15 protein-coding genes are annotated in these 15,224 nt (G+C 70.8%); 6 read left to right on the top strand and 9 right to left on the bottom strand.

What is annotated here, in order from left to right:
- The first annotated feature begins 6 nt into the window (after positions 1-6).
- Entirely contained in the window at positions 7-450 is a 444-nt protein-coding gene (locus ACGFRB_RS00995) for an NUDIX domain-containing protein (RefSeq protein ID WP_393237298.1), read from the top strand.
- Between the two features lie 85 nt (positions 451-535).
- On the opposite strand, the gene ACGFRB_RS00990 is transcribed toward ACGFRB_RS00995, so the two are convergent.
- On the bottom strand, positions 536-979 hold the full coding sequence (locus tag ACGFRB_RS00990; protein ID WP_393237295.1) for a MarR family winged helix-turn-helix transcriptional regulator: 444 nt from the start codon (positions 977-979) through the stop codon (positions 536-538).
- A gap of 114 nt (positions 980-1,093) precedes the next feature.
- On the opposite strand from ACGFRB_RS00990, the gene ACGFRB_RS00985 reads away from it, so the two are divergent.
- The gene (locus ACGFRB_RS00985; protein ID WP_393237292.1) at positions 1,094-1,903 is read left to right on the top strand and encodes an alpha/beta fold hydrolase; all 810 of its coding nucleotides are present in this window, start codon (positions 1,094-1,096) and stop codon (positions 1,901-1,903) included.
- A 47-nt stretch (positions 1,904-1,950) separates the two neighbouring features.
- Here the strand turns inward: ACGFRB_RS00985 and ACGFRB_RS00980 are convergent, their stop codons facing one another.
- The 3 genes from ACGFRB_RS00980 to ACGFRB_RS00970 all read right to left on the bottom strand — a co-directional run bounded on the left by ACGFRB_RS00980 (position 1,951) and on the right by ACGFRB_RS00970 (position 6,452).
- A complete protein-coding gene (locus ACGFRB_RS00980; protein WP_393237289.1) occupies positions 1,951-3,690 on the bottom strand; it encodes an MFS transporter in 1,740 nt (579 codons plus the stop codon).
- A 251-nt stretch (positions 3,691-3,941) separates the two neighbouring features.
- On the bottom strand, positions 3,942-6,005 hold the full coding sequence (locus ACGFRB_RS00975) for a PA14 domain-containing protein (RefSeq protein WP_393237286.1): 2,064 nt from the start codon (positions 6,003-6,005) through the stop codon (positions 3,942-3,944).
- 105 nt (positions 6,006-6,110) lie between these two features.
- The gene (locus tag ACGFRB_RS00970) at positions 6,111-6,452 is read right to left on the bottom strand and encodes a hypothetical protein (RefSeq protein WP_393237283.1); all 342 of its coding nucleotides are present in this window, start codon (positions 6,450-6,452) and stop codon (positions 6,111-6,113) included.
- A 430-nt stretch (positions 6,453-6,882) separates the two neighbouring features.
- Here ACGFRB_RS00970 and ACGFRB_RS00965 point away from each other — a divergent pair, with 430 nt between their 5' ends.
- On the top strand, positions 6,883-8,184 hold the full coding sequence (locus ACGFRB_RS00965) for a peptidase S8 (RefSeq protein WP_393237280.1): 1,302 nt from the start codon (positions 6,883-6,885) through the stop codon (positions 8,182-8,184).
- 248 nt (positions 8,185-8,432) lie between these two features.
- Here ACGFRB_RS00965 and ACGFRB_RS00960 read toward each other — a convergent pair whose 3' ends face one another.
- The 3 genes from ACGFRB_RS00960 to ACGFRB_RS00950 all read right to left on the bottom strand — a co-directional run bounded on the left by ACGFRB_RS00960 (position 8,433) and on the right by ACGFRB_RS00950 (position 10,484).
- Positions 8,433-8,864 carry a hypothetical protein gene (locus tag ACGFRB_RS00960; RefSeq protein ID WP_363002137.1) on the bottom strand — a complete coding sequence of 144 codons (432 nt, stop codon included), beginning with the start codon at positions 8,862-8,864 and terminating at the stop codon, positions 8,433-8,435.
- A gap of 437 nt (positions 8,865-9,301) precedes the next feature.
- On the bottom strand, positions 9,302-9,967 hold the full coding sequence (locus tag ACGFRB_RS00955) for a hypothetical protein (RefSeq protein WP_393237277.1): 666 nt from the start codon (positions 9,965-9,967) through the stop codon (positions 9,302-9,304).
- Positions 9,968-10,265: 298 nt separating this feature from the next.
- A complete protein-coding gene (locus ACGFRB_RS00950; protein WP_393237274.1) occupies positions 10,266-10,484 on the bottom strand; it encodes a type II toxin-antitoxin system HicB family antitoxin in 219 nt (72 codons plus the stop codon).
- 383 nt (positions 10,485-10,867) lie between these two features.
- On the opposite strand from ACGFRB_RS00950, the gene ACGFRB_RS00945 reads away from it, so the two are divergent.
- Positions 10,868-11,152, top strand: a complete 285-nt coding sequence (locus ACGFRB_RS00945) for a hypothetical protein (RefSeq protein ID WP_393237271.1) — start codon at positions 10,868-10,870, stop codon at positions 11,150-11,152.
- Between the two features lie 117 nt (positions 11,153-11,269).
- Here the strand turns inward: ACGFRB_RS00945 and ACGFRB_RS00940 are convergent, their stop codons facing one another.
- Positions 11,270-11,833: a GNAT family N-acetyltransferase gene (locus ACGFRB_RS00940; RefSeq protein ID WP_393237268.1), complete on the bottom strand. Its 564-nt coding sequence runs from the start codon at positions 11,831-11,833 to the stop codon at positions 11,270-11,272.
- 204 nt (positions 11,834-12,037) lie between these two features.
- On the opposite strand from ACGFRB_RS00940, the gene tpx reads away from it, so the two are divergent.
- Complete coding sequence (gene tpx, locus ACGFRB_RS00935) at positions 12,038-12,541, top strand: thiol peroxidase (protein ID WP_361235310.1); 504 nt, start codon at positions 12,038-12,040, stop codon at positions 12,539-12,541.
- A gap of 149 nt (positions 12,542-12,690) precedes the next feature.
- Here tpx and ACGFRB_RS00930 read toward each other — a convergent pair whose 3' ends face one another.
- Entirely contained in the window at positions 12,691-13,488 is a 798-nt protein-coding gene (locus tag ACGFRB_RS00930) for a nucleotidyltransferase domain-containing protein (RefSeq protein WP_393237264.1), read from the bottom strand.
- Between the two features lie 269 nt (positions 13,489-13,757).
- On the opposite strand from ACGFRB_RS00930, the gene ACGFRB_RS00925 reads away from it, so the two are divergent.
- Complete coding sequence (locus ACGFRB_RS00925) at positions 13,758-15,146, top strand: FAD-binding oxidoreductase (protein WP_393237261.1); 1,389 nt, start codon at positions 13,758-13,760, stop codon at positions 15,144-15,146.
- The last annotated feature ends 78 nt before the right edge of the window (positions 15,147-15,224 follow it).

Below are 15,224 nucleotides of genomic sequence, written 5' to 3'. Positions count from 1 at the left end.
ACCGACATGATCGATCGAGTCCGTGCCGTCCTCGTCACCGCTGAGGACACGATGCTGGTCATCCGCCGCACCAAGCCCGGGATCCCCGCGTACTGGGTGCTGCCCGGCGGCGGTGTCGAAGCGAGCGACGCGTCCCGGGAAGCCGCTCTGCACCGGGAGATCCATGAGGAGATCGCCGGGAAGGCCGACATCGTCCGCCTTCTCCACACGGTGGAGTCCGACACCGGGCGTCAGATCGTCTACCTCGCCCGCATCACGACCTGGTCCTTCGAGGACCGCACCGGGCCCGAGTTCAGCGCCGAGGGACGCGGTGAATACGCGCTGGAGGAGGTCCCGCTGACCGTGGAGGGGATCGACGGCATCGACCTGAAGCCGGAGGAGATCGCCCGCGTGCTGCGGGACGCCATCCGGGCCGGGGACCTCAGGGCAGAGGCATGGCCGTCAAGGTGAGCTGACGTCGCCCATCGCTCCGGTGGTGTGCCGAGGGCCCGCCGGTGTTCCGGCGGGCCCTCGGCGCGGCAGCACACCAGCGGCGTCAGTCCTGCTCCGGTTCGCGCGCCAGCTGACCCGACACGCGGGCCAGCAGGTCGATCAGCAGGGTGCGTTCCTCGGGGCTGAAGCCGTCGGCGATCCGTCGTTCGATGGCGACGGCCTTCGCGTCGGCCCGCGCGAGCAGCCGGCTTCCGTCGTCGGTGAGGAGCACCTCGGCCACCTTGCGGTGCCAGGGGTGCGGCCGGCGGGTGATCAGGCCCTTCGTCTCCAGGTTGGCGAGCACGGTGGCGATGGTCTGCGGGGTGACCAGGCAGGCGCGGGCGAGCGCGGCGGCGGAAAGGCCCGGCTTGTCGTCGAGCGTGTACAGCGCGACGTACTGCGGAACCGTGAGTCCGAGCGGTCGGAGCGCCGCGTGCTTGGCCGCCATCAGCTCCTGTTCCACGCGCTTGATGTGCAGCCCGAGGCGTTCCGTGACCGGCATCTCCATGAGGGCGATCGTACGCCACCAGATCGCGCTCTGGCATGTGACAGGGTTCTGTCACATGCCAATACTCTGCTACCTTGGCGTCGCTCAGTCACTCATCACTGATGGAGGCACCCCTTGACCAGCCCCGCACCGCTTGATCACGTCGTCGCCGGGTCCGGCCCGGGTCTGGTCCTGCTCCATGGCACCGGCGCCGACGCGACCGGGAACTGGGGAACCCTCATCGAGGCGGTACGCGACCGGTACACCGTCGTCGCCCCCAACCTGCCCGGCGCCGGCGCCACCCCCGTCGACCCCGCCCCCATCGACCTGGACTCCCTCGCCGACCGCGTCGTCGTCACCGCCCGGGCCGCCGGACTGGAACGGTTCCACCTCGTCGGCCACTCGATGGGCTCCGTCGTCGCCACGGCCGTGGCCGCTCGCCACCCCGAAACCGTGACCTCGCTCGTCCTGCACGCCGGATGGGTGAGGACGGGCCCGCGCGAAGCGTTCATGTTCGACCTGTGGGCGCGCCTGCTGCGTACCGACCCGGCTCTCCTGGCACGCCAGTTGATCCTCACCGCGATGGGGCCCGGGCTCCTCGACCAGCTCGACGAGGCGCAGTTCGCCGAACTGGCCGCGGGGTTCACGGCCATGCTCGACGAGCGCGTCCTCGGGCAGATAGAACTCGACGCCCGCGTCGACCTGCGGGACGCGGTGGGCCGGATCACCGCGCCGACACTCGTGCTGGCGAGCGCCGACGACCGGATCATCCCGCCCCACCACCAGCGCGAACTGGCCGCCGCCATCCACCGGGCCGACTACCTGCTCGTGCCCGGCGGCCACGGCCTGCCGTTCGAGGACCCGGCGCGGTTCTTCTCGCTCATCACCGAGTACGCGGACAAGCTCCAGGCCCAGGTGCAGGCGCAGGCCCGAGTCCAGGCCTGAGGCAACTCCAGGCCTGAGGCAACGCGCCGCACCACAGAGGCATGGGCTCACACCCGGCCCGGGGTGCCGGCCTCCCGCTCGCGGAGTTCCCGGCCTTCCGGAACGCCCGCCTCCGCACAGCCCGGCTCCGGTGCCGATGCCGGCTCCGGCTCCGGCTCCGCCTCCGCTTCCGTCTCCCGTACCGGCCCCTTCTTCTCTCCCCCGGCGGGCAACGCCATCAGCAGTACCGCCGCCCCAAGCAGGGCCACGGCCGCGATCCAGCCCGCGCCCACGTGCATGGCGTGGAGGAACGCGTCGTCGGCCGCCCGCGCGAGAGCGGGCCGGTGGAGGGCGGTGGCGGCGTGCCGGGCCTGTTCGGCCGAGACGAGCGCCTGGTCCCGGACCGGGGCGGGCATGCCCGCCAGCGAAGGTTCGATCGCACCCCGGTACACGAGCGACATGATCGTGCCGCCCACCGCGATGCCGATCACACTGCCCGTCTGCCGCACGGTGTTGGTGACCGCCGATCCCGCACCGGCCTGCTCCAGCGACAGGTTGCCGATCAGCGCGGCCGTCACGGGCCCGATCACCATGCCGACCGAAAGCCCCTGGATCAGCAGGAGGGTCTCGATCCAGGGGAGTGGGGTCTGGAGACCGAGGAACCCGTAGCCGCCCATGCTCAGCGCGGCCACGACCAGCGCCGGCACGGCGACACGGCGCAGCGACAGGCGGCGGACCAGGCGTGAGGCGAGAGGGGCCGCCGCGAGCGCGCCGAGTGCGGTCGGGATGGTGGCCAGGCCCGCCCGCATCGGCGTGAATCCGAGTGCGCCTTGCAAATAGAAGGCGTTGAGGAAGGTGATGGCGGCGACACCGAAGAGCAGTAGTCCGAGCGCCAGATTTCCGCCGCCGAATACTCGTCGGGCGAGAAGCCGCGGATCGAAACCGGGTGCTTTGACGCGCATTTCGACGACGACGAAGACGGCCAGCAGAACCAGACCGGCGGCGATCGGCGCCCAGACGTCGATACGACTCCACTCGGCCACCTGCCCGGCCCGGATCAGCCCGTAGGCCAGCGCCACCAGCCCACCGGCCGACAGCAGCATTCCCGCCGGGTCCAATGGCCGCCGCGCGGGGCTGCGGAAATTCGGAACCAGTACGGCGAGCCCGACCAGCGCCAGGACCACAACCGGGACATTGACCAGAAAGACCGATCCCCACCAGAAATGGTCGAGCAGGAATCCCGCCAGTACCGGGCCGGCCGCCATTCCGACCCCGGCCGAGGCCGAGAAGACGCCGATCGCGGCAGCCCGCGCGGGGCCCGTGAAGGTCCACATGAGGATGGCCATCATGGCGGGCGTGATCAGCGCGCTGCCCACGCCCATCGCGGCCCGGGCCGCGATCAGCTGGCCCGCGTCGCTCGCGTACGCCGCCCACAGCGAGGCCCCGGCGAAGACCGCCAGCCCGCCGGCGAACACGGTCCGGTGCCCGAACCGGTCGCCCAGCGCGCCCGCCGTGAACATCAGGGTGGCGAAGGCCAGGGTGTACGAACCCGTCGCCCATTGCAGCCGCCCGGGGTCGGCGCCCAGTCCACGGACCGGGTCCGCCAGGGTTTCCAGCGTCGTACTGAGGACGGTGTTGTCCAGCCAGATCAATACCGAGCACAGCATGAGAACGGCGAGAATCAACCGCTGCCTGACCTTCGGCAGCGCGGGAAGCACGGTCATGAACACCTTTCGGATGCCGGTCGACAAGAACCTGGACGAGAACCTGAGCGACTGGACAATAGGCAAACTCCACCATGCCGTCAAGCATTGATTTTCTCGCCAACGCCGTTGCTCGAAAAGGGAATTCATGCCCTCCGAGGAATTTGCGGACCGGGGAATTCTGTGCCCTCTGGCACATTTGACGGGCGATGGATTCCGTGCCTTCCGGGGGTTGCGGCCGAGCGGATTCCATGCCCTCCTGTCGGCCTGCCTCCCGCGCCCGCGGGTACCAACGGCGAAGGGCCCCGGAGATGTTCTCCGGGGCCCTCGCCCTACGTCCTGCTTGGCGGGTACCGCTACGGCGCCACGGCGACCCAGGCCACGCCGGGGCCGGACTCGGTGCCGTCGACGAGGAGCGCCGTCACCCGGTAGAAGTACGTGGTGCCGGCGGGGGCCGCGGTGTCGGTGTACGACATCTCGGTGACCGGCTCCTCGGTCAGCGGCTCGTACGCGGCGGTGGCCGGGTTCCAGCGGGAGATCCGGTAGCCGACGTAGTCCGCGCGGTCGCGAACGGTGTTCAGGTCCCAGTCGAGCTGAACCGTTCCGGCGGCGGAACCGGCCTTGGCCTTGACGGAGACCAGGTGGTCCTCCGGCGTCTCCACGGTGGGCCGCACGTCGTGCTCGGTGACGGTGGCGTGCGCGATCTTGTCCAGGTAGCCGTTGGTGTGGATGAGGGAGTTCCCCGAGGCGTCCACCGCGTTCACGAAGTACGTGTGAGTCCCACCGTCCTGGAGGTTCTCGGTGTCGACGAACCGGGTCGTTCCCGCCTTCACCTCTCCCACCCAGGTGGTGCCGGTGGGGTCGTCCTCACTGGTCTTCCGGAAGACCTGGTACGAGGCGATGTCGTCGGCCGTGCTCTCGTCCCACGCCAGGACCGTGCCGTACTCGGTGGCCTCGGCCGTGAGGCCGGTGACGGCCGGCGGCGGGGTGGTGTCACGGTAGTGGACCCGGCGGATGCCGGACGGAGCCGACTCCCGACCGCGCGCGTCGACGGTGGTCACCCGGTACACGTACTCGCCACTGGACGGCCGGCCGGCGAACGTGGTGTCGGAGCAGTCGTACCGGTCGATCCCGAACTCACCGCGGACGAGCGTCGCCTCGCAGGGCACGATCCGGGAGTCGACAGTGTCGTACGTACCGGTCTCGGCGTTGAAGAGGCGCTCCTCGCGGTGAACCCGGAACTCCTTCGGGGCGTACTGCGACACCTCCCAGGACAGGTCGACGCTGCCGCCGTCTTCCGTCAGGTGATCGATCGCCACCAGGTCCTCGGGAACAGCGAGCGGCCGGGTGAAGGACACCACCGGCGAGTACCCGGTATTGCCCGCCGCGTCGGTCACGGCGACCTTGTAGAAGGAAGTGTCCCCGTACGGGGCGGTGACATCGGTCGCCGACTCGCCCCTGAAGCTCTTGATCACCGTGAACGGCCCGCCGGCCGAGGCGGACCTCAGCAGCTGGAAGTCCAGCGGACCCTCACCGGTCTTCCAGCCGAAGGACACCCCTTCCCGGGCGCTCTCGTTCGTCACCTTGAAGTCACGGATGACCGGGGCCATCCGGTCCACCGTGGTGACGCCCTTGTCGGCGGTGCCGGCCGACTCGTTGCCCGCCTTGTCGTACGCGCGGACCTCGTAGTAGTAGGTCGCGCCCGACTGCGGGAGGGTGCCGTCGGTGTACGACGTGGCCGAGGCCGAGGCCGTCGCCAGCGGCTTGGCCGGGAAGGAAGCGCCCTTGTCCCGCCGGTAGACCCGGTACCCGGCGAGGTCCATCTCCTTGTTCTTCGCCCAGGTGACCTTCGCCTTGCCGGTGGTCTTGTCGTACGCCACCGCGGCCCCGCCCGGCACCAGCGGCTTGACCTTGTCGACGGAGGCGGCGGTGCGCGGGGTGTACGCGAACTTGACCTTGGCGGCACCGGTCCAATTGACGTAGTCGACGCGGAGGGTGTGCGTCCCGGAGGGGATGGTGACATTGACGCTCTTGGAGACCGTCTTCGAGACGTTCTTCCAGACGTCGACCTTGCGCTTGCCGTCCAGATAGACCCGCATGCCGTCGAGGCCCGAGACGCTGAAGGTGAAGGGGCCACCGGAGCCGAAGTCGCGGGTCACGCTCCAGCGGACACCGAAGTTGTCCTTCGGGAGGCCCTTCGCGGGGGCGCCGCTCCAGTTCTCGTCGATCGCCGTGTCGCAATCGGTCTTCTTCGGCGTACCGGAGAACTTGGTGTTCGCGTAGAACTGCCGCTTGAACACGGGGGAGGTGCAGGCAGTCGCGGCGGACGCGGGCGCCGCGACCGCGGCGAGCAGTCCGCCGGTGGTGGCCAGCACGACGGCCGTCGCGGCGGCAGCAGTCGTGCTTCTCGCTGAATTCATGAAAGACACGACTCGCGACCAGCGGAAATGGTTGTACGTGCGACGGGACAACTGGTGCGGCAGGGTCACGATTCCACCGCACCCGATGGCGCGCTGCCGGGGACGTCAGTCGCCGATGAACCACAGGTGGGTGCCCGGGGTCGACGCGCAGTACACCAGCATCCGTTCCAGGTTGAGGACGGCCGCCTCCTGGGCCGGGCCCGCGCAGCGCCGCAACAGGTCCGACACCTCCCCCAGCGCGACTTGTGCCCGCTGCTCACCGAACAGCGTGTTCCCGTACGGATCCACATCCCAAAGGGCCTTGTTTCGCCAGGACTTGTCCAGGCCCAGCAGAAGCTCGGACAGCGCCTCACCGTGTTCGTATGACCTGCGGACCAGCGTTCCCCTGGACTTCTCGTAGTTCCAGCGAGCCGGCGGCGCGGTGTGGATTTCCAGTTCGACACCCATGCGGTTCCCTCCCCGAGGCCGCACCCGGCGGCCTCCTCACTCTCCCTGGCGAGCAGTGAAGCAGGGGCGGGCGGGCACGGGAAAACCGTTTCCCCCACCCCTCACCGCGCCCCTCGTCGCCCCCACCCCTCCACGCGCTCCCCGTTCCGGCGCCGGGACGGGCGGGACACGACCGCCCGGATGAAGGCGTCCCTGTGAGTTGAGTCAAGGACGGCCATCGTCCAGCCAACACCGGACCATCGAAACGCAACGCGCCGCCCTCCCCCGGTAACGCGGAAGTCAGGATTCCAACGGGACCTTGTTTGTCGCGTACCCAACAAGTCACAGTCTTCCGCAGGCCCCCTCGGCCCGGCGCCGACGGCACGTACAGCGGCGTCCGCACGCACCCGCACCACTCCTGCCCGACCCCCCACTACCAGGAGGCATCGCGTTGCGTACTCCATCCTCATCCAGCGCCAACTCCCCTGCCACACCGCGCAGATGGCGCCGCATAAGCTCCGCCGCGGTCGCCACGACCGCCCTCGTGTTCGCGGGCCTCGGCACCGCTGTCCACGCCGACGCCGCGGCGAGCACCGCGTCGTCGAAGACGACGTGGACCCGCGCCTGCGCCACGCCGACCAAGGCCGGCGAGATGGCCTGCAAGGCGCTGCGCGTCACCGGCGGCCTCACCGCGTTCCAGAAGGAGAAGGCCAAGGCGGAAGGCGTCACCCCCCGCGCCGCCGACATCACCGCCGCGTCCGGCTACGGGCCCAGCGACCTCCGGTCCGCGTACGGCCTGACCTCCGCCGCCGCCTCCAAGGGGGCCGGTGCGACGATCGCGATCGTCGACGCGTACGACGACCCGAAGGCGGAGGCGGACCTCGCCACCTATCGCTCGTCCTACGGTCTGCCGGCCTGCACCACCGCCAACGGCTGCTTCAAGAAGGTGAGTCAGACCGGCTCCACCACCTCGCTCCCGGCCGCCGACGCCGGCTGGTCCGAGGAGATCTCCCTCGACCTCGACATGGCCAGCGCGATCTGCCCGCTGTGCAACATCCTGCTCGTCGAGGCCACGACTCCCACCATGGCCAACCTCGGCACCGCGGTGAACCGGGCGGTCACCCTCGGCGCGAAGTACGCCTCCAACAGCTACGGCGGCTCCGAGTCGTCGTCGGACCCGTCCTACGACTCCTCGTACTTCAACCACCCGGGCGTCGCCATCACGGTCAGCGCGGGCGACAGCGGGTACGGCGCCGAATACCCGGCGGCCTCCCGGTACGTGACGGCCGTGGGCGGCACCTCGCTCTCCGCGAGCTCCACCACCCGCGGCTGGACCGAGAGCGTCTGGAACGGCTCGGGCTCCGGCTGCTCGGCCTACGACGCCAAGCCCACCTGGCAGACGGACACCGGCTGTTCCAAGCGGGCCATCTCCGACGTGTCGGCCGTGGCCGACCCGGCGACCGGCGTCGCGGTCTACGACTCGTACGGCGTGACGGCGGGCTGGTACACCTTCGGCGGCACCAGCGTCTCCGCCCCGATCATCGCCTCGGTGTACGCACTGGCGGGCACGCCGTCCAGCGGCTCGTACCCGGCCAAGTTCCCGTACAACGCGGCCGGTACGTCGGCACTGAACGACGTGACCAGCGGCACCAACGGCTCCTGCTCCCCCGCCTACCTGTGCACCGCGCAGTCGGGCTACGACGGCCCGACCGGCTGGGGAACCCCGCAGGGGCTCAACGCCTTCACGGGCTGACCCGGTCACGGGAGAGGTCGGCGGCGAGGGCCCTCTGATCCCGTCCACCGGCGTCACGGCGGGGAACTCCCCCGCCGAAGGAAACGAACGGGCCGCGGCGACCAGCCGCGGCCCGTTCGCGTGGTGGTGCGTGGGTGCGTGGTGCGTTCACGCGGGATGCGTCCGCGTGGGATGCGTTCGTGCGTGGTGCGTTCGCGTGGGATGCGTCCGCTCGGCGCCGATCCGAGGGGGACGTCCGCGCGACGCGTCTAGTAGATGGTGAACGAGGTCCCGGTCACGAGGGTGCCGCCGAAGGACGCCGTCGTGTTCGGGCCGAGGGGCTGCTGGCTGCAGGCGCCCGCCCAGCACGCGCCGGCGGTGTAGTCGCCGGTGAAGTAGCCGCTGCGGGAAGGCCAGTTGCCGGTGAACGTACCCGCGCTGCCCCAGAAGCCCTGGTGCGCGTAAGGGATCTGGCCGCTGAGGAAGCAGCCCTCGCCGGTGTTGCAGATGTTGTGGTTGCTGATCGACGGCAGCTTCGAGAGCCCGGCGGTGCCCTTCTCCACCGAGAGGACGCGGCCGGTGGCGGGGTCGAGTTCGACCGTCTTCGGGGTGTCCGAGTTCAGGAGCTGCTGCTCCTGGGCGCTCAGGCCCGCAGCCGGGGTCGAGGTCGGGGCGGCCTCGGCGGCGCCGACCGTGCTCATTCCGAGGGCGGTGGACAGAGCGAGAACCGCTGCGCCAGATGCCAGGCGGCGCGTCAACGTACGCATGACGATGCTTCCCCTTCGTCGATACTCAGGCGAGACCTGCCGTAAAGCGTCAGGAACGTACCAAGGGCTGCGGCCCAACTCCGGCCCTTCGCCTGCCTGTCCGGGGACATTGGCCTGATCGAATACGCGGGTTGTCCGAGCCCGGTCCGACCGCCCCGGCCCGGGCGGGGGCTACGGCGCCGAGTACGCGCCAGCCTGGCCGAAGCGCGGTCAGTGGTCCCGGGCGGCCGGGACGAAACGAATAGATGCCGCCGCCTGCCGCCCCACGGAAGACACGTGGGGAAGGAGGGGAGGTAAGCGTTCAACTGCGGGCCGGATGAAGCCCGTTCGACTGGAAGGTGGGCCCGGGCGCGGCCGCCGGAAGGCCGTCGTCAAAAGCCCGTCCGCGCGCGGCGGCGCTGGACGAGGGTGAAGGCGAGCAGGGCGACCGTCGCCCCGGAGCCCATGGTGACGGCCTCGCCGAAGTAGCGGCCCAGGGCGTCCCGCAGGGAGTCGAGGAGCACGAGCACCGTGATCGTCCCCACGAGGGTCGCCGCGGCTCCGGCGGCCCAGTACGGGGGCTTCCCCCTGCCCCACCCGACCAGGGCGGGGCAAAGAAGCGGCCAGACGTTGAGGACCGAATCGTCGAAGGCGGCGAAGAGGCCGTACGCGGCGCCGCTGAGCGCCCAGCAGACCGCGGCCACGAACGCCGTCTCACCCCAGGAGACCCCCCGCTCCACCCTCGGCGTCATCACGGGCTCACGGGACAGGCCGGCCCTGAGCGGGTCGATCGGGGCCAGCTTCACGTGGCGCCCGGCGACGGCACCGGGGCGCGGCTCCGCCGCCGGCGGGAACACCCGCCGAACCCAGCGCCGGGGCAGTGCCGAGAACACGAGACCGCCCACCGCCACCACGATCCCCAGCCCCGCGGCGGCGACGCAGGCCCGGCCGACCCAGGCGTAGTGATTCTCGTCCGCCCAGGAACCGAGCCAGGCCGAGCCGAGAGCGAGCACCCCGCCCAGGGCCGCGGCCAGAATGCAAAGAAGTCGCCAAACCATGACCGGATCTTCGCATGGAACGCACATTCGGATCCTTGTGCCCGGTGTACATCGGCCCAGGTCACGCCGGTCGACTAGCTCAAGTGCGTCTTCAGATCGTCCACACTCCAGTCGGCCTGGGGCGGAGGATGGACCGGACCGGACCGGACCGGGTGCGAGGTCGCGGTGAAGCGGAATGACAGCCCTCTCCCCTTTGCGATACTTCGCATGGCTGCCGCGGGTCGAGACGTGATCGAACCCGCCCGTTCCCGTGCCTTGGCCACCACGGCGCCGGAGAGCCCCGTCGGAACGACCGGGCTCATGCGGCGTGACGCACCGCGACGGGAGCAGTGATCACCTCGGTGACCTCGGGTGCGGGAGCGTCTTCGAAAGAGAGCTCCAGCGCCTCGCGGAGGTTGTCCAACGACTCCTCAATGGTCTCGCCCTGTGAGGTGACCTCGACTTGGAGACAACGCGCCACGTACCACGCGCCTTCATGAGTGATCGCGGCTGTCAGACGCAGTGCGTCAGTGGTCATGCCGCCAGTCTGGCACGCATCGTCCGGCCTCGTCCCCGTGGCGGGCCCGGCAGAGGCCGCGACGCGTCGGCCTCACCGCTCCAGGACGTGCAGGTGCCCCTTGAGGGGATAGTCCGGCGGGAACGGCGGCAGGATCGCGGCCGGCCTTCTCGGCGACCCGGCAGGAGCCCGTGTTGTCGACTCCACCGGCGCGGTCGCGACGGCTGGACCTCGCTGCCGGGTACTACTACCCCATGCCGTACCGAACCCCCGCTCCAAACAGCCCTGAAGCCGCCGTCCTCGCGATCTGTCATGCCGCCGCACGCCGTTACGGGAACAGGTTCCTCACAGACCGGGATCTCTGCGTGCTGTTGTCTCCGGTGCCGGCGTCAGGCGACGTGGTCGTGACCCACGACGACGAGGGCTGCTCGCTGTCGGTCAACAGCATGCTGTGGACCTCCTACGCGTTCGGCGTCGACCCTGAATGGCAGGAAGATCTCGCGGAAGCGATCGAGAGCGTGCAGGCGGGAGACGGTGCCGTCCTCCTCGCCAGACAAGGTGATCAGCTGATGCCGGTGGGGCTGCGGGTCGGGGAGCGGACCGTGGTCGACGCGGACGCCGGCGGCCGCCACCTGAAGCTGCGCTTCCGCCCCTGGGGAAGGCGCACCCCGGCCGCCGCCGCACCATGAGCGCGGCTGCTCCGCCCCGGTCGGGCCCGGTCGGGGCGGAGCAGCCGGAGCGGTGCGACGCCGACCGAGGCGATCCGCGTCGCGGCCTGCCGGCCGCCGGACCGCGACGCGTCGGCCTCACCGCTCCAGGACGTGCAGGTGCCCCTTGAGGGGATAGTCCGGCGGGAACGGCGGCAGGATCGCGCCGAGGTCGTAGCCGGCCTTCTCGGCGACCCGGCAGGAGCCCGTGTTGTCGACCTGGTGAAGGAGTTCGAGGCGCTTCAGGCCGTCGCCGCCGAAGGCGGCGAACGCCCAGTCCGTCACCGACGCCAGCGCCCGCCGGGCGACGCCCCGGCCGCGCGCACCGGCCGCCGTCCAGTAGCCGACCTCGGCGGACGCGGACCCCGGGGCGGCACGCTTGAGGGCCGCATTCCCCACCAACTTCCCGTCTCCCGCGCCGACTTCAACCTCCAAGACAGCGAAGGCGAAGCGCTCCCCGGACTGCCGGCCTCGCTCCTGGTCGTGGATCCAGCGGGCCGCGTCGGCCTCGTCGTCCACGGCGATGGTCGTACGGCGGCGCAGCTCGGTGTCCTGGCCGCAGCCGGCCAGGGCGGGAGCGTCCTCGGCCGACCAGGGGCGCAGCAGGAGGGCCGGGGCTGAGGAGGTCGCTGCCGCCGTCAGGTGCGTGGGGATCTCGTTCATCCGGCGAGCGTAGGAAGCGCGCCAGGGGGAAGACAACGTTCCGGGAGAGACATCGTGCCAACGTCGGGCGGGCGAGGCGACCGGCCCGATCGTGTCCTCCCCGCCCCATCCCCGGCCGGGAAGGATCATGAAACCGGCGGAATACGATCGTGGGGTCGACAGCTGTTGACGATGACACCATTCAGTCGTAAAAGGAGACACCTCATGGCGCAGGTCGCGCTCAAGGGCACCCCCGTAACCGTCGACGGCATCCTGCCCGCCCCGGGCACCGACGCGCCGGCGTTCAGCCTGGTCGGCGAGGGCCTCGCGGACAAGACGCTGAAGGACTACGCCGGCCTGCGCAAGGTCCTCAACATCTTCCCGAGCGTGGACACCCCGACGTGCGCCGCCTCCGTGCGCAAGTTCAACGCCGAGGCCGCCGAGCTGGCCGACACGGTCGTGCTGTGCGTCTCCGCCGACCTGCCGTTCGCGCAGGCCCGCTTCTGCGGCTCCGAGGGCCTGGAGAACGTGAAGACGCTCTCCACCCTGCGCGGCCGTGAGTTCCACACCGACTACGGTGTCGCGATCGTCGACGGCCCGATGGCCGGTCTGACCGCCCGCGCCGTTGTCGTCCTCGACGAGAACGACAAGGTTCTGCACGCCGAGCTGGTCTCCGAGATCGCCGACGAGCCGAACTACGAGGCCGCCCTCGGCGCCCTGAAGAAGTAAGCGCGACGCGATAGCGATCGCCGCGCCGGTCCGCCCCTCCCGGACGGCCCGCACGCGCACGCCGACGGCCCGCCCTCGTCCCCTTCCTGGGACCGGGCGGGCCGTCGGCGTATCCCCGTTCGCATGGCGCGGGGCGGCGCGGGGCGCGGTCAGCGGAGCCGGTCGACGACCTCGCGAAGGAACCGTACGGCGAGGTCCTCGGCGTGGTGGCGCCGTTCGACGGGCGCTCCGCCCGCGACGGACCACCGGCGGTAGAGCTCCACGGCGGCGAGCAGCGCCCGCCCGGCGTCGTGAGGGTCGTAGCCGCACAGTGTCGCCCGCAGCTCGCGCGCTTCCGCCGGTGCGACGGTCTCCAGGTGGCGGACGCCGCGCGGCGGCGCGCCCGCGCGGCGCGCGGCCAACGGGCCGAGCACGGTCTCGCGCAGGAAGTTCAGGAAGCCGATGGCCTCGAACAGTTCCCCTCGGCCGAGCTTCGTCGCGCCGTAGTGCGTCCAGACCCAGAACCGGTCCTCGATCCACTGGAGATCGAGTGCCGCCGGCCCGGCCGGAGGGCGTCCGGCGAGGGCGCCCGCCAGGAGGCCGTCCCGGTCCCACAGGATCTCCGGATCCTTCGTCCGTGCGGCGAAGTCGGAGGCCCGGACGAACGTGAAGTCGACATGCAGGAGCGGCGGTCCGACGAGGGACACGATCAGGCGCGGTTCGCCGACGTGCTCCCCGGTGAAACCGGCCACCAGGGGCGCCCAGGAGCCGATCAGCGCGAGCCGCTCCTCCATGACCGCGCGGTGCGCGTCGTCGTCGACGACCACGATCAGATCCACGTCCGAGTAGGCGTCGGGCCGGCCTCCCGCGAGCGACCCGGTGAGCGCCACACCGGCCACGCGCGCGTCCTCCCGGATCCGTGGCAGCGTGTCCGCGAGGAACCGGCTGTGCGGGACGGGAACAACCATCTGCTTTCCTTCCGATCGGAGCAAAGCAGATCAACGTAGCAGTCGGGCGACCGGTCCACCGGTCCGCGCGACACGTCTCGCCGTGCGTCTTCGAGCGCGTGGACCGCGCCGGCCGGCCGCGGGGAGAGGGCGCGGCCGTGGAGAGAGGGCGCGGGCGTGCGGACCCGCAGGGTAAGGGCGGATGACCCGACGCGCTCGCGGAGCGTACGGGACAGGGGGAGACTGAAGACGTAGCGCGGCCGTCCGACAGGGGGTGTCCTGGAGGAGTCATGGACGGCACGACGTACGAGACGCTGCGCGAGCGGATGCGCGGCGAGGTGATCACTCCCGAGGACCGCGGATACGACGGCGCCCGGGAGATCTACAACGCGATGATCGACCGCCGCCCGGCGGCCGTCGCCCGGTGCGCGGACACCACGGACGTGAGAGCGGCGATATGGTTCGCCCGCGACGCAGGCATGGACCTGTCGGTGCGCGGCGGTGGGCACAGCGGCGGTGGTCTGTGTCTGGTGGACGACGCTTTGATGGTGGACCTGTCGGCCCTGCGGTGGGTACGGGTGGACCCCGCGGCCCGGACCGCGACGGTCGGCGGCGGAAGCCTGCTGGGGGACCTGGACCACGAGGCGCACGGCTTCGGGCTCGCGACACCCGCCGGGATCATGTCGACCACCGGGGTCGGCGGACTGACCCTGGGCGGCGGGCACGGCTATCTGACCCGGGCCTACGGACTGACCGTCGACAATCTCCTGGCGGCGGACGTCGTCCTCGCGGACGGCACGGCCGTCACCGCATCGGCGGACGAACACCCTGATCTCTACTGGGCGTTGAGGGGCGGCGGCGGCAACTACGGCGTGGTGACGTCGTTCACGTACGCGCTGCACCCGGTCGACGACGTGGGCTTCGCCGTCACCCTGTGGGAGCCGGATCATCTCGACGCCGTGATGCGCTGGTACCGGGAGTATCTGCCCAGCGCGCCCGAGGAGTTGTACGGATTCTTCGCCCTGCTCGTCGTCCCGCCCGGCCCGCCCTTCCCCGAGGAGATCCACGGGAGGAAGATGTGCGGCGTGGTGTGGTGCCACACCGGCGCGACGGACGAGGAGAGTCTGACGAAGGCGTTCACGGACGTCACCGAACCGGCCCCGCCCGCCTTCCACTTCTCGATGCCCGTGCCGTATCCGGCGCTCCAGACGACGTTCGACGGACTGATCCCGAAGGGGCTCCAGTGGTACTGGCGCGGTGACTTCTTCGACCGGATCACGGACGGCGCGATCGGTGTGCACGGCTCGTTCCTCGACAGCATGCCGACCGACCTGTCCACCATGCACCTCTATCCGGTGGACGGCGCCGCGCACCGCCCCGCCCAGGCGGACACCGCGTGGGCGTACCGGGACGCGATGTGGTCCGGCGTGATCGCCGGCATCAGCCCCGAACCGGCCGACGCGGGCCGGATCCGCGACTGGGCCCGCGGCTACTGGGACGCGCTGCATCCGCACTCGATGGGCGGCGGGTACGTCAACTTCATCGGCGCGGAGGAAGGCCAGGACCGGGTCCGGGCCACCTACCGCGGCCACTACGACCGGCTGGCCGAGGTGAAGGCGACGTACGACCCGGACAACGTCTTCCACCACAACCAGAACATCGCGCCCGCGGCGCACTGACCGCCGGCCGAACAGGGGTCCGGGGCGTGGCCCGCGTCCGGGTACGGCCCGGCTGTCTGGATGCCGGGCCGCCGGGCT

Source organism: Streptomyces sp. NPDC048718, assembly GCF_043198875.1.
In the GTDB taxonomy this organism is placed as follows: Bacteria; Actinomycetota; Actinomycetes; order Streptomycetales; family Streptomycetaceae; genus Streptomyces.
The sequence above is the reverse complement of the archived record's forward strand: the minus strand, read 5'-3'. Positions and strand labels throughout refer to the sequence as shown.